The sequence below is a fragment of the Shewanella sp. SM101 genome, assembly GCF_025654465.1.
Classification (GTDB): Bacteria; Pseudomonadota; Gammaproteobacteria; order Enterobacterales; family Shewanellaceae; genus Shewanella; species Shewanella oncorhynchi.
The window spans coordinates 43,542-56,305 of record NZ_JAKKRH010000014.1 but is presented as its reverse complement, the minus strand read 5'-3'; the positions used below and the strand labels follow the sequence as shown (position 1 = coordinate 56,305).

Here is a 12,764-nt window from a genome sequence, read left to right as displayed (position 1 = left end):
AGTCAGCAGGGTATACCACGAATAGGAAACCGCGAAATCTATGCTAATCAAACGCATATGCTTCGCAATCATGGCACTAGTCATTATGACCAGCGCTGGTTGCGGTTTTAAGCTTCAACGCAGTTATCAGATCCCTGATGCCCTCAATCATTTGAGTTTGAGCAGTGTGGATGAATACAGTGAACTCACTCGTTTGGTGCGTGAACGCCTGCGCTTGAACAATATCCAAGTTGTCGACGCCGCAGATAATGTTCCAGTATTAAGATTAATCACCGACTCCCTTGAACGCTCGACCTTATCTTTGTATCCCACAGGTAACGTCGCCGAGTATGAGCTGATTTATTTAGTCGAATTTGCTGTGGCACTGCCAGGTAAAGAAGCGCAGCCTTTCAAGGTTGAAATTCGCCGCGACTACTTAGACGATCCACGTACCGCATTGGCAAAGAGCCGTGAAATGGAATTGCTGACGAAGGAAATGCGTATCCAAGCTGCCGATCGTATTCTGCAAGCAATGGCCAGTACTGAGGTGAATTAATGCGGGGCTATCATTAAATGAGAGTCTATCCAGACCAACTCTCCCGCCACCTTAACCAGTTATTTCCTTGTTATCTGATTTTTGGGGATGATCCTTGGTTGATTGAAACCACCAAAGATCAGATCCGCCAATTCGCCAAGCGTCAGGGATTCGATGAAAAAGTCCAACTCATTCAAGAGACGGGCTTTAATTGGAACGATCTGACTCAGGAATGGCAGGCCATGAGTCTGTTTTCCAGTAAACGCTTGATTGAGCTAACCCTTCCCCAAGCTAAGCCCGGTGCCGAAGGCTCAAGCACATTGCAAGCGCTATTGCAGACGCCCAATCCCGATATGCTGTTGATTATCGAAGGGCCAAAGCTCGCCACAGAGCAAACCAACAGTAAATGGTTTAAGACCTTAGATGCCCATGGCATGTATCTGCCCTGCGCCACGCCAGAGGGCGAGCAGTTTATGCGCTGGCTCGATGGCCGCATCAAGCACTTTAAGCTCAATCTGCAGCCTGATGCCCGTGCTATGCTGCATTCTCTGTATGAAGGGAATTTACTGGCTGCCGATCAAGCCATGCAGTTGCTGCAACTCCTGAGCCCAACAAAACCCGTCAGTGCCGACGAACTGGGCCACTATTTTGAAGATCAGTCGCGCTTCACCGTATTCCAACTCACGGATGCATTATTAAATAATAAACAGGATAGCGCGCAGCACATGCTGGCCCAACTCAATGGCGAAGGCACTGCCTTACCTATCCTGCTTTGGGCCTTGTTTAAAGAACTCGGTTTGTTATTCAATTTGAAATGCGAGCAAGCCCAAGGCGTTGCGCTGAGTGCACTCTGGGGTAAACATCGAATTTGGGATAAACGTAAACCACTGTATCAAGCGGCACTGCAACGACTCAGCCTTGAACAACTCGAACATATGCTCGCCCTCGCATCGAAACTTGAGCTCAACTTAAAGCAGCAGGGTAAAGAGGATTGGACCGGTCTGAGCCACCTGTGTCTGTTATTTGATCCTAGAGCCCATCGGCACCTGGCACATATAGCCATAGACTAATCATTGATTAACCAAAGAGTTGATATGCGTATTGGTATTTTAGGCGGCACCTTTGACCCGATACACTATGGTCATATCCGTCCCGCAATTGAAGTGAAGCAAGCATTAGCCTTGGATAAAATCCTACTGATGCCGAACCATATTCCGCCCCATAAACAGCAGCCGAACTTAACCACAACACAGCGCCTCAAAATGGTAGCCGATGTCTGTCAGCAACTCGACGGATTTGCACTGTGCGACATCGAAGCTAAACGCGACACGCCTTCCTACACAGTTATCACGCTTGAGCAACTGAAAAGCTTACATCCTGAAGATGAGCTGTTTTTTATCATGGGGATGGACTCTTTCATCCAATTAAAAAGCTGGCATGAGTGGCAACGCCTATTCGACTTTGCCCATCTCGTTGTCTGCCAGCGCCCGGGTTGGCAGCTCGATGCAGAACATCCTATGCAGCAGATATTGACGGCCCGCAGTCAAGCGCCCCAAGGGACAGACGAAGGTCGTACTAGCTGTGTCCATAAAAACTGTGGGCAGATTTTCCCTGTAGCGATTACACCACAGGATATTTCCTCGACGCTCATTCGTGAACAACTGGCAAAAGGCGAAATTCCCGCCGATTTACTCATGCCAGTCACGCTAGATTACATCAAAAATCAACGACTTTACTTACCTTAGCTCGAACCGTAAGCAGATATCGCCAACTCAACTGCCAATGACAATGTATTCCCAGCAGCAACACTGGTATACTACCGCGCTATTTAAAATTAATGAGGTACGCCAGCGTGCAGAGCGCGGAATTAAAACAGTTTGTTGTCGACAAGATCGACGACTTGAAAGCCAGAGACGTTGTTGTTCTGGATGTCAGCAAGCAATCTAACATCACTGACTACATGGTCATATGTTCAGGTACATCAAAGACTCACGTTAAAGCTATCGCCGAAAACCTTGTGGTTGAAGCGAAAAAAGCCGGTATTCCACCTTTAGGTGTTGAAGGCCGCGAAAGCAGCGAATGGGTTCTTGTGGACATGGGCGATGTGATCCTGCACGTTATGCAAGATCAAACCCGTGATTTCTACCAGCTTGAAAAGCTCTGGTCAGAAAAGCAAGACTGATGAAGTTACAGCTCATCGCAGTAGGAACACGGATGCCCGATTGGGTTACCCGTGGTTTCGAAGAATACCAGCGCCGTTTTCCCCGTGATATGGCGCTGGAGCTTATCGAAATACCCGCTGGAAAGCGGGGGAAAAATGCCGACATTGTCCGGATACTTCAAAAAGAAGGCGAACAAATGTTGGCGGCCATTCCCAAAGGCAATCATATTGTTAGCTTAGATCTCCCCGGCAAAAACTGGACGACCCCCGAGCTAGCAACCGCGCTGACTAAATGGCAACTCGATGGTCGCGACGTCAGTTTACTGATTGGTGGGCCTGAAGGATTAGCGCCAGCTTGCAAAGAAGCGGCAAACCAAAGTTGGTGTCTTTCGGCATTAACCTTACCTCACCCACTCGTACGGGTGGTGGTTGCCGAAAGTTTGTACCGCGCGTGGAGCGTGAACACGAATCACCCCTACCATAGAGAATAGCGGGATCTTGATGTTAACGAGTGTCAACCACCCGTCATGGGATCAGCCGGAGATAGCATAAGTGTCGCCAAAAAAGCGGATAACAATGCATGATCACGCCGCCGAGGCGTCTCTTTTTAAGCGCAGGGCGCTTTTCACTTTTTTTTGCGTTTTCGCTCTATTTTGCGTATTAGTCACCAACCTTTATCATTTACAGGTTGAATCCTATAAAGATTATGCAACTCGCTCAAATGATAATCGCATCCGTGTTGTTCCAATTGCCCCTAGTCGTGGTCTCATTTACGATCGCAACGGTATACTTTTAGCTGAAAATTTACCCTTTTATTCCCTCGATCTCGTGCCCGAAAAAATCAGTAACATGTCAGAGACCTTAGATGAACTCGGCAAGTTAATTGAGATCAGCGATGACGAGCGCGAAACCTTTACTGACGCCCTGAAATTTCATCGCCGTTTCAAACCGCTAACACTCAAAAACCAGCTCACCGAAGAACAAGTGGCCATTTTCAGTGTTAACCAACACAGATTTCCGGGGATTTCGGTCGAAGCGGGTCTTAAACGTAACTATCCCTACGGCGCGCAAATCACCCATGTGCTGGGCTATGTAGGTAAAATTAACACCCGAGATCGCGCCCAACTTGAACGCAGCGATCTGTGGAAAAACTATGCGGCAACCAAAGACATTGGTAAGCAAGGCATTGAAAAATTTTATGAATCTTTGCTGCATGGTAAACCCGGACACTTAGAAGAAGAAGTGAACAACCGCGGCCGCGCCATTCGCACCTTAAAAATTGTTCCGCCAGAGCCGGGGCAAGATATTTACCTCACCTTAGATCTCAAGCTGCAACAAAAAGCGGTGGAACTACTCACAGGTCTGCGCGGTTCTATTGTTGCCATCGATCCCCGTGACGGTGGAGTATTAGCTATGGTATCGAGCCCAAGCTATGATCCAAACCAGTTTGTACAAGGCATTAATAGCAAAGATTACAGTGCGTTACTCAATGATAAATCCCGCCCTTTGATCAACCGTGCGACTCAAGGTCAATATGCACCTGCGTCTACCATCAAGCCTCACCTCGCACTGTTAGGCCTTGATGAGAAAGCCATTAGCGAGAGTACCCGAGTGTGGGATCCCGGTTTTTGGCAAATTCCTGGTGTTGAACGTAAATACCGCGACTGGAAACGCTGGGGACATGGCTGGGTCAACGTTTATAGCGCGATTGTAGAATCCTGCGATACCTTTTTCTATGAATTAGCCTATAAGGTCGGTGTCGATCATATCGCCCGCTTTATGGAACAATTTGGCTTTGGCCAAAATACAGGGATTGATATCTTTGAAGAATCGGCTGGCAACATGCCATCCAAGGAATGGAAACGCTTAAAGTACAATCAAGCTTGGTATATAGGCGACACCATTTCCGTCGGTATTGGACAAGGTTATTGGACGGCAACCCCATTACAACTCGCTAATGCCGTTGGGATTATGGCCAACAAAGGCCGCCGTCTCCCGCCACATCTGCTGAGATCAATTAAAGACAATACTGCCAAAATTGACTCACCGATTAATGAGTTACCACCAATTGAACTTAAAAATCCCCGTAACTGGAATATCATCAACGAAGCTATGCGACAAACCGCAAATAAGTCACGCTTTACCGATGCCACTTACACTGCCGCAATGAAAACCGGTACTGCACAGGTCATCGGCGTGGCGGAAAATACTAAATACGATGCCAGTAAAATTGCCGAACATTTCCGCGATAATGCCTTAGTTGTGGCCTATGCACCCTTCGAGGATCCTAAAATTGTCCTCGCCGTCGTGATGGAAAACGCAGGTTGGGGCGGCGCAAATGCTGGCCCAGTCGCTCGAGCTATGCTCGATGAATATATGCTTAGAGATACTTGGAAACCCATACCATGAGTACCCATAGCCAATATCAAAACATCTGGCAACGCTTGCACATAGACTTGCCTTTATTGCTCGGACTATTAGCTGTGATGGGCTTTGGCCTGTTTGTCATCTATTCTGCCAGCGGTGCAGATTTAGAGATGATGGAACGACAACTATTCCGTATGGTGTTGTCGCTAGGCATCATGTTTACCATGGCACAAATCAATCCTGAAGCGCTTAAACGTTGGGCATTACCCATTTATCTTGCGGGGGTTGTCTTGCTGCTTGGGGTACACTTTTTCGGTGAAATCAATAAAGGCGCGCAGCGCTGGTTGAACTTAGGCTTTATGGAGTTCCAACCATCTGAGCTTATTAAACTCGCCTTCCCCATCACAATGGCTTGGTATATCAGTAAGTTCCCTCTTCCCCCCAAGAAACGTTACCTCGCTGGCGCAGGAGTGATTTTACTCGTACCAACCCTATTGATCGCTAAACAACCCGACTTAGGCACCTCAATTTTGGTGGCTGCATCGGGGATTTTTGTGCTGTTTTTATCGGGTATGAGCTGGATCATTGTTGGCAGCTTTATCGCGGCAGTACTCGCCTTCCTGCCTATCCTTTGGTATTTCTTGATGCACGATTACCAAAGAACGCGGGTATTAACCTTGCTCGATCCAGAGCAAGATCCCCTCGGCGCGGGTTATCACATTATCCAGTCGAAAATCGCCATCGGCTCAGGTGGACTTTGGGGCAAAGGCTGGCTCGAAGGCACTCAATCACAGCTTGAGTTTATTCCCGAGCGCCATACCGATTTTATCTTTGCGGTGATCGGTGAAGAATTTGGTTTAATTGGCAGTATCTTACTGTTAATTATGTACCTTTACATCATAGGCCGTGGGTTAGTCATCGCCTCCCGCGCACAAACCAGTTTCGCTCGTCTACTGGCTGGCAGTATCACGCTGACGTTTTTCGTTTATGTTTTTGTGAATATTGGCATGGTTTCAGGTATCCTGCCCGTGGTAGGTGTACCACTGCCCCTTGTCAGTTATGGTGGAACCTCCATGCTGACATTGATGACAGGGTTTGGCATTCTTATGAGCATTCATACCCATAGACGTTTCGTAGATAGATAATTTTAGGGACTTTTTATGCCTACTCTCCGAGCTTATTTGGCTCCACTCGGTTTACTGTGTTTAAGTTCATGCTTAGTCGCATGCACCACGGCAAATGAACCGACACCCACGCAGGCACCCGCTTCAAGCACCCCAGTGGCTCCGGCCGCTGAAGTCGCACCCGCCACTCCCGCTGAACTCAAAGAAGAGTTTATCCAAGCTCAAGTAAAACAAGGTTTTACTCGGACAGAAGTGCTCGCTTTTCTCGACAAAGCAAAATACAACCAAGGGGTTATCGATGCGATGACCCGCCCATGGGAAGCAAAACCTTGGCATGTGTATTACCCGATTTTTTTAACAGAAAAACGTCTTGATGCTGGGCTCGCTTTTTGGAAAAAACACGAGAAAACCATTGCTAAAGCCGCGGCTAAGTACCAAGTCGACCCACAGATTATCGTCGCCATTATTGGGATTGAAACCTTCTACGGCCAGTTCACAGGTAATTACCCTGTAATTGATTCCCTCTATACCTTAGGTTTTCACTATCCGCCTCGCGCCACCTTTTTCCGCAAGGAATTTGGTGAGTTGATGAAATTAGTCAAAGAAGAACACTTAGATATCAATACCCTCAAAGGCTCCTATGCGGGTGCCATGGGTTATGGACAGTTTATTCCCTCAAGTTACCGCCATTACGCCGTCGATTTCGATAACAGTGGTAACCGCGATTTATTGCAAAGCCCAGAGGATGCGATTGGCAGTGTCGCCAATTATTTCCATGAACACGGTTGGCAAGCCAATGCACCCGTTGCTTTGCCGCTAGTCAATAGCAGCCAAACAGCGCCAAAAGCGAAAGTATGGGCAGGCGAAAAGCTCAATTATAAAGTCGCCAATATTCTAACGCCAACCTTGTCCTTGGCTGATGCGAGGGACTTGGATGTCTCGCAAAAAGCCTTACTCATTAAACTGGAACAAGCCGATCACGATGATTATTGGCTTGGCTTAAGCAATTTTTATGTAATCACTCGCTATAATCGCAGTCCTTTGTATTCAATGGCCGTTTATCAATTTAGCCAACAATTAAAGGAACAGCATGCCGCTAAAAAATAATCTTTTACAGCTTGTCGCTTTGGTTGCGTGCTTCACACTTGTTGCGTGTTCTTCGAGTCCAAACCAAGCTAGCTCCAGCACAAACAAAAAAAATATGGACCCCAACAAGGGGCGCTATTCGCTAAAGAATGACAAGTTGCCACTCAATCCACCCAATGTGGACCATGTGCCAAATGCCACGCCTAAATACGAACCCTATAGTCGCCGCGGTAACAAGCCCTATACGGTTTACGGCGAGTCTTACACTGTGATGAACACAGGCCAAGGTTTTAGTGAAACGGGCCGTGCCTCATGGTACGGTGAAAAATTTCATGGCTATGAGACATCCAATGGCGAACCCTATGACATGTATTCCATGTCAGGTGCCCATAAAACGCTGCCACTGCCAAGTTATGCTCGGATCACTAACTTAGATAACAATAAGCAAGTGATCATTCGCATCAACGATCGCGGGCCATTCCACTCAGACCGTATTCTCGACGTCTCCTACGCCGCCGCCTATAAACTCGGCATGCTCGGCAAAGGAACCGCGCGGATCAAACTCGATGTGGTGTATGTCGGCAGTGTCGCGGCCACTAATTCGGCTATTGCCAGCGCGCAAGATACAGGTAATCATTACATTCAGTTAGTCGCATCGAAAGATAAAGCCAAACTCAATACCATGGCGAAAAATCTGGAGCGAAAATATCAGGTAAAGACCCGTGTACAAGCCGCAAACAATATGTTTAGACTACAGCTCGGCCCCATAGGCCAACCTGAGTTAGCAGAAAAACTGCTCAATAACGTCCAGCAAAATGGGTTTCCTGAGGGCTATATAGTCCATGAGTAATGACTGTTTGCTCGGACCAGAATTGATTTAAAAATAGAGATGAAGGAACCTTCACTAAAACCCACAGTCAGAAAGTGGTACACTGTTGGAGATCTTCTCGAATCCTTTCCATTTAATACAACCAAAAGACGTGCCAAGTTAATGATGAATTTTGTAAAAAGTCCCATTAAAACATTGCTGCTAATTTCCAGTGTGTCTCTCCCCGTTTATGCTGCGCAGCCTATTATTACACCTGATGCACCAGCAGTGGCCGCCAAGGCTTTCGTCTTGATGGATTATAATTCGGGCCAGATTATCGCTGAGAGTAACGCTTATGAAAGCCTTAACCCAGCCAGCCTAACTAAAATGATGACCAGCTATGTCATAGGTCAAGAAATCAAAGCGGGCAATGTCTCGGTCGATGATGATGTGACTATCAGTAAAAATGCCTGGTCTAAAAACTTCTCTGACTCCTCTAAGATGTTCATTGAAGTCGGAACTACCGTTAAAGTCGGGGATTTAAACCGCGGTATCATCATCCAATCGGGTAACGATGCGTGTGTGGCTATGGCAGAGCATATCGCTGGCACCGAAGGCGCCTTCGTTGACATGATGAACTCATGGACAAAACAGCTGGGTATGCGTGATAGCTACTTCGAAAACTCCCATGGCTTAGACTCAGAAAACCACAAAACAACTGCCTATGATATGGCATTGTTAGGTGTAGCCTTAATCCGCGACGTTCCAGAAGAATACCGCATCTATAGCGAAAAATTTTATACCTTCAACGGTATCAAACAATATAACCGTAATGGTTTGTTGTGGGATAACAGCATGAGCGTGGACGGTATCAAGACAGGCCACACCTCTGGTGCAGGTTACAACTTAGTCGCATCTGCAACCAAAGACGGCATGCGTTTGATTTCTGTGGTTCTGGGTACTCAAAGTGAATCAGCCCGTAAAGCTGAAAGTAAAAAGTTACTGACCTATGGCTTCCGTTTCTTTGAAACTGTCACGCCTTACAAAGCGGGTGATAGCTTCACAACCCAACAAATATGGTACGGTGACAAGAGCACTGTTGATTTAGGCGTCGCAACTGATACACCTATTACAATCAGCCGTGGCCGTGGTAAAGACTTGAAAGCAAACTTCGAGTTGACTAAGCCATTAGATGCACCGTTGAAAAAAGGTGAAACTGTAGGCCGTCTATTCTTCCAACTTGATGGTAAAGACATTGCCCAGTTCCCACTGGTAACGTTGCAAGAAGTCAACGAAGGTAGCTGGTTTAGTAAATTAGTCGATTACTTTAAGCAGATGTTTTCTGGATGGTTTAGCTAACCTAAGTCCCATAAATAAAGCCACCTTAGGGTGGCTTTATTTTTTTGGGGAGTGCATCGCCCTTGAATCGGGTATAATCGCCACCATATATATCCCAATATAGCCGCTAAGAGTACTGAGTATGTTAGACACTAAATTTGATGAACTGATGGATTTCCCTTGCGCATTTCCTTTTAAGGTCGTCGGTGAAGCCCACGAAACGCTAACTGACAAAGTCGTGGCTGTGGTACAAAAACATGCACCGGGTGATTATTCACCTTCGACAAAAACGTCGAGCAAAGGTAGCTATCACTCCATTACTATCCGCGTGACAGTGACAAGCAAAGACCATATCGAAATTTTGTACACTGAACTTGCCGCTATCGAAGGCGTACGCCGCGTACTATAAATATTCCTCAAGGCCATGAAATGTGATCTGTCTTACATTTATAGCCAAGAGGCGTATAATAGCGCCACTCAATTCTAAGGGGAGAGGTTGCCCTTGCAAGACACGACTTTGCACATTCGGCATCTTGGAAAACAAGATTACGAATCAGTGTGGCATGCTATGCAGCACTACACTGACACGCGTAATAGTGAGAGCCCAGATGAGCTGTGGATAGTAGAACACCCACCCGTGTTTACCCAAGGCCAAGCTGGTAAAAGCGAGCATATTTTGAATGCTGGCGATATTCCTGTGATCCAAGTGGACCGTGGTGGCCAAGTCACTTACCACGGCCCTGGACAACTAGTGGTATATCCTCTTCTCGACATAAAACGTAGTAAAGTCGGCGTGCGTCAACTCGTTACTCATATAGAGCAAAGCATTGTCGATATGCTCGCCAAGTACGACATTAACGCTTATGCCAAGGCCGATGCGCCGGGTGTATATGTGGATGAACGTAAAATTGCCTCCCTCGGATTACGCATTCGTAAAGGCTGTTCATTCCATGGATTAGCCCTTAATGTCGATATGGATTTAGCACCATTTCGCCGCATCAACCCTTGTGGTTATGCCGGTCTTGAAATGGTGCAATGCAAAGCACTTGGCGGACCACAAACCGTGATTGAAGCGGGCGAGCAACTTACTATTACTTTTAGCCAATTACTGGGCTATCAACACCTAGTTCATCATCAAGGATTAGCAGCGTCATGAATAGGCCTGAACGTTTACAACCCGGAGTAAAACTAAGAGATGCCGATAAAGTGTCTCGTATTCCGGTCAAAATCGTCCCATCAGAGCGCGACACTATGTTGCGTAAACCCGATTGGTTACGGGTTAAACTGCCGGCATCGAATCAACGCATTTTAGACATCAAGCAAGCGCTGCGTAAAAATGGCCTGCACTCTGTCTGTGAAGAAGCCTCTTGCCCTAACCTCGCTGAATGCTTCAACCACGGTACAGCAACCTTTATGATTTTGGGTGCGATTTGTACTCGTCGTTGCCCGTTCTGCGACGTGGCCCATGGTCGTCCGCTTAAACCTGATGCTGAAGAGCCAGTTAAATTGGCGCAAACTATCCGCGATATGAAGCTGAAATATGTGGTGATTACCTCTGTAGATCGTGACGATTTACGAGATGGTGGCGCCCAGCATTTTGCCGATTGTATTCGCGAAATTCGCAAACTAAATCCGGACATCAAGATCGAAACCTTAGTGCCTGATTTCCGTGGTCGTATCGATGCAGCCTTAGATATTTTATCGACTGAGCCGCCTGATGTGTTTAACCACAACTTAGAAACGGCGCCCATGCATTATCGTAAAGCGCGCCCAGGTGCGAATTACCAATGGTCGCTCGATCTGCTAAAACGTTTTAAAGAACGTCATCCAAATGTGCCCACTAAATCAGGCCTGATGATGGGATTGGGTGAAACCAACGAAGAGATCGCTCAAGTACTGCGTGATCTGCGAGAACATAAGGTTGAAATGCTGACCTTAGGCCAATACCTACAGCCGTCTAAGTTCCATTTGCCGGTTGAACGTTATGTGCCACCAGCCGAGTTTGATGAGCTTAAAGCCTTAGCCGATGAATTAGGTTTTACCCATGCAGCCTGTGGTCCATTAGTGCGCTCAAGCTACCATGCGGACCTGCAAGCCCAAGGTAAAGAAGTGAAATAACCCTCTTGCTTAGATGCAGAGCTTAGGTGATGTAGATTTCAAGGTTATTAAAATAGAAAAACAGCGCTTAGGCGCTGTTTTTTATTGGCTGTTTTTATGACTGTTTTTATGACTGTTGTTTATGAAGAGTGGTTCGTATAGCTGTCGTTATACGACATGAACGCTAATGCTCTTATTCTTGGGTTATCGCTAAATCCATCAAGATAGCATCTTCTTTACCGCCCTCTATCGGGTAGTAACCTTTACGACGTCCCGACTCAATAAAGCCAGCCTGTTGATATAAAGCACGGGCGGCAAAATTGGACTCTCGCACTTCTAACATAAGCACCACAGCGCCCGATACCTTGGCCGATGCCATCACAGCCTTGAGTAATAACTTGCCGTAACCTTTGCCCTGCTGACTCGGTAATAGGCAAATATCCAATAAAGTCACTTCATCGATAATTTGCTGCACTATCGCAAACCCTAAGAGTCCTTCGACGGAATAAGTATCTGAATCTGAAGCAGCGTCAATATTTGCCTCAGTATTTGCATCTACCTCTAAGTGAGCACTCAGCTTTAAACCTAGGACACGGTACAAGTGACCAAAACAATCGGCAAGATTCCCCTCGCTCATGGGATGGCTATGGGCCAAGGATTCAAGCTGCGCCATTTGGGGAACATCTTCAAGCGTGAGAGCCACAAGCTCAACAGGCAAACCTGCGGTCAATTGTGCTACAAATTGTGTTGTGAATAGACTATCTACTGGTGGGATGTTCAACGCCGGTATTCCAAAGTATTGGTTATTAATGTATTTACGAGTAAAGCTTAAGACTTGCTTGGCGCTTGGTCGCGCCATTGGTAAATCTGCTGCCAGAGCGCGCTTTTAGCCTGCCAACCCACCAATAAATCGGCCAACGGCTCAGACACTAACCATGCGGTACGTGGCCTAACTTTGTGACGTCGCAGATCCCAAACGATCTGTTTCCCCGTATGGGGCTCACAGTCAAAATCACATTCGTCCCGCTTTATGTCGATAAGCGTTAGCACAGCGTCAATAAGCGGCTCTGCTTCTGGTAACTCACCATTTTCATCCCAAATCACTAAATAAGGTTTCACCTTAGTGTCGCGCACTCGCCAAGTTGTCACATTCATGGCGGTTAAATAGGCTGATTTATTCATTAGGGTCAGTTTTATTCAATTAAAGTATCGACTCACAATATGCCGCTAGGATAGCAGTTCTGCCATGGCATTGTTACTGCAGCACGG

General features: G+C 46.8%; 15 protein-coding genes. 13 read left to right on the top strand and 2 right to left on the bottom strand.

All coding sequences use genetic code 11. From position 1 onward, the window contains the following. The first annotated feature begins 40 nt into the window (after nucleotides 1-40). The 13 genes from lptE to lipA all read left to right on the top strand — a co-directional run bounded on the left by lptE (nucleotide 41) and on the right by lipA (nucleotide 11,516). Nucleotides 41-535, top strand: a complete 495-nt coding sequence (gene lptE / locus L5M38_RS09675; protein ID WP_012089938.1) for an LPS assembly lipoprotein LptE — start codon at nucleotides 41-43, stop codon at nucleotides 533-535. Between the two features lie 17 nt (nucleotides 536-552). Then, nucleotides 553-1,584, top strand: a complete 1,032-nt coding sequence (gene holA / locus L5M38_RS09670) for a DNA polymerase III subunit delta (protein ID WP_263166984.1) — start codon at nucleotides 553-555, stop codon at nucleotides 1,582-1,584. A 24-nt stretch (nucleotides 1,585-1,608) separates the two neighbouring features. Next, a complete protein-coding gene (gene nadD, locus L5M38_RS09665) occupies nucleotides 1,609-2,259 on the top strand; it encodes a nicotinate-nucleotide adenylyltransferase (protein WP_263166982.1) in 651 nt (216 codons plus the stop codon). Between the two features lie 107 nt (nucleotides 2,260-2,366). Beyond that, nucleotides 2,367-2,696, top strand: a complete 330-nt coding sequence (gene rsfS, locus L5M38_RS09660) for a ribosome silencing factor (RefSeq protein ID WP_006082751.1) — start codon at nucleotides 2,367-2,369, stop codon at nucleotides 2,694-2,696. Further along, a complete protein-coding gene (gene rlmH, locus L5M38_RS09655; protein WP_006082752.1) occupies nucleotides 2,696-3,166 on the top strand; it encodes a 23S rRNA (pseudouridine(1915)-N(3))-methyltransferase RlmH in 471 nt (156 codons plus the stop codon). Before rsfS ends, rlmH begins: the two co-directional genes overlap by 1 nt. Nucleotides 3,167-3,227: 61 nt before the next feature. Further along, a complete protein-coding gene (gene mrdA / locus L5M38_RS09650; protein ID WP_131523225.1) occupies nucleotides 3,228-5,084 on the top strand; it encodes a penicillin-binding protein 2 in 1,857 nt (618 codons plus the stop codon). Continuing rightward, nucleotides 5,081-6,187, top strand: coding sequence for a rod shape-determining protein RodA (gene rodA / locus L5M38_RS09645; protein WP_028761480.1), 1,107 nt, complete (start codon nucleotides 5,081-5,083; stop codon nucleotides 6,185-6,187). Before mrdA ends, rodA begins: the two co-directional genes overlap by 4 nt. Nucleotides 6,188-6,202: 15 nt before the next feature. Beyond that, nucleotides 6,203-7,273, top strand: a complete 1,071-nt coding sequence (gene mltB, locus L5M38_RS09640) for a lytic murein transglycosylase B (protein WP_263178955.1) — start codon at nucleotides 6,203-6,205, stop codon at nucleotides 7,271-7,273. Then, the gene (locus L5M38_RS09635; protein ID WP_028761482.1) at nucleotides 7,257-8,102 is read left to right on the top strand and encodes a septal ring lytic transglycosylase RlpA family protein; all 846 of its coding nucleotides are present in this window, start codon (nucleotides 7,257-7,259) and stop codon (nucleotides 8,100-8,102) included. The genes mltB and L5M38_RS09635 overlap by 17 nt, the downstream gene beginning before the upstream one ends. Before the next feature lie 141 nt (nucleotides 8,103-8,243). After that, nucleotides 8,244-9,419 carry a serine hydrolase gene (locus tag L5M38_RS09630; RefSeq protein ID WP_263178954.1) on the top strand — a complete coding sequence of 392 codons (1,176 nt, stop codon included), beginning with the start codon at nucleotides 8,244-8,246 and terminating at the stop codon, nucleotides 9,417-9,419. 121 nt (nucleotides 9,420-9,540) lie between these two features. Further along, nucleotides 9,541-9,807 carry a DUF493 family protein YbeD gene (gene ybeD, locus L5M38_RS09625; protein ID WP_006082758.1) on the top strand — a complete coding sequence of 89 codons (267 nt, stop codon included), beginning with the start codon at nucleotides 9,541-9,543 and terminating at the stop codon, nucleotides 9,805-9,807. 93 nt (nucleotides 9,808-9,900) lie between these two features. Next, nucleotides 9,901-10,554, top strand: coding sequence for a lipoyl(octanoyl) transferase LipB (gene lipB, locus L5M38_RS09620; RefSeq protein ID WP_028761484.1), 654 nt, complete (start codon nucleotides 9,901-9,903; stop codon nucleotides 10,552-10,554). Further along, nucleotides 10,551-11,516 carry a lipoyl synthase gene (gene lipA / locus L5M38_RS09615; protein ID WP_028761485.1) on the top strand — a complete coding sequence of 322 codons (966 nt, stop codon included), beginning with the start codon at nucleotides 10,551-10,553 and terminating at the stop codon, nucleotides 11,514-11,516. The genes lipB and lipA overlap by 4 nt, the downstream gene beginning before the upstream one ends. A gap of 172 nt (nucleotides 11,517-11,688) precedes the next feature. On the opposite strand, the gene rimI is transcribed toward lipA, so the two are convergent. Then, nucleotides 11,689-12,276 carry a ribosomal protein S18-alanine N-acetyltransferase gene (gene rimI / locus L5M38_RS09610; RefSeq protein WP_411569037.1) on the bottom strand — a complete coding sequence of 196 codons (588 nt, stop codon included), beginning with the start codon at nucleotides 12,274-12,276 and terminating at the stop codon, nucleotides 11,689-11,691. A gap of 47 nt (nucleotides 12,277-12,323) precedes the next feature. Continuing rightward, on the bottom strand, nucleotides 12,324-12,677 hold the full coding sequence (locus L5M38_RS09605; RefSeq protein ID WP_113939278.1) for a hypothetical protein: 354 nt from the start codon (nucleotides 12,675-12,677) through the stop codon (nucleotides 12,324-12,326). Nucleotides 12,678-12,764: the final 87 nt, after the last annotated feature.

Coding starts and splice junctions, on each gene's coding strand:
- lptE (WP_012089938.1), top strand. CDS start 41: ATGCTAATCAAACGCATATGCTTCGCAATCATGGCACTAGTCATTATG.
- holA (WP_263166984.1), top strand. CDS start 553: ATGAGAGTCTATCCAGACCAACTCTCCCGCCACCTTAACCAGTTATTT.
- nadD (WP_263166982.1), top strand. CDS start 1,609: ATGCGTATTGGTATTTTAGGCGGCACCTTTGACCCGATACACTATGGT.
- rlmH (WP_006082752.1), top strand. CDS start 2,696: ATGAAGTTACAGCTCATCGCAGTAGGAACACGGATGCCCGATTGGGTT.
- rodA (WP_028761480.1), top strand. CDS start 5,081: ATGAGTACCCATAGCCAATATCAAAACATCTGGCAACGCTTGCACATA.
- mltB (WP_263178955.1), top strand. CDS start 6,203: ATGCCTACTCTCCGAGCTTATTTGGCTCCACTCGGTTTACTGTGTTTA.
- L5M38_RS09635 (WP_028761482.1), top strand. CDS start 7,257: ATGCCGCTAAAAAATAATCTTTTACAGCTTGTCGCTTTGGTTGCGTGC.
- L5M38_RS09630 (WP_263178954.1), top strand. CDS start 8,244: ATGATGAATTTTGTAAAAAGTCCCATTAAAACATTGCTGCTAATTTCC.
- ybeD (WP_006082758.1), top strand. CDS start 9,541: ATGTTAGACACTAAATTTGATGAACTGATGGATTTCCCTTGCGCATTT.
- lipA (WP_028761485.1), top strand. CDS start 10,551: ATGAATAGGCCTGAACGTTTACAACCCGGAGTAAAACTAAGAGATGCC.
- L5M38_RS09605 (WP_113939278.1), bottom strand. CDS start 12,677: ATGAATAAATCAGCCTATTTAACCGCCATGAATGTGACAACTTGGCGA.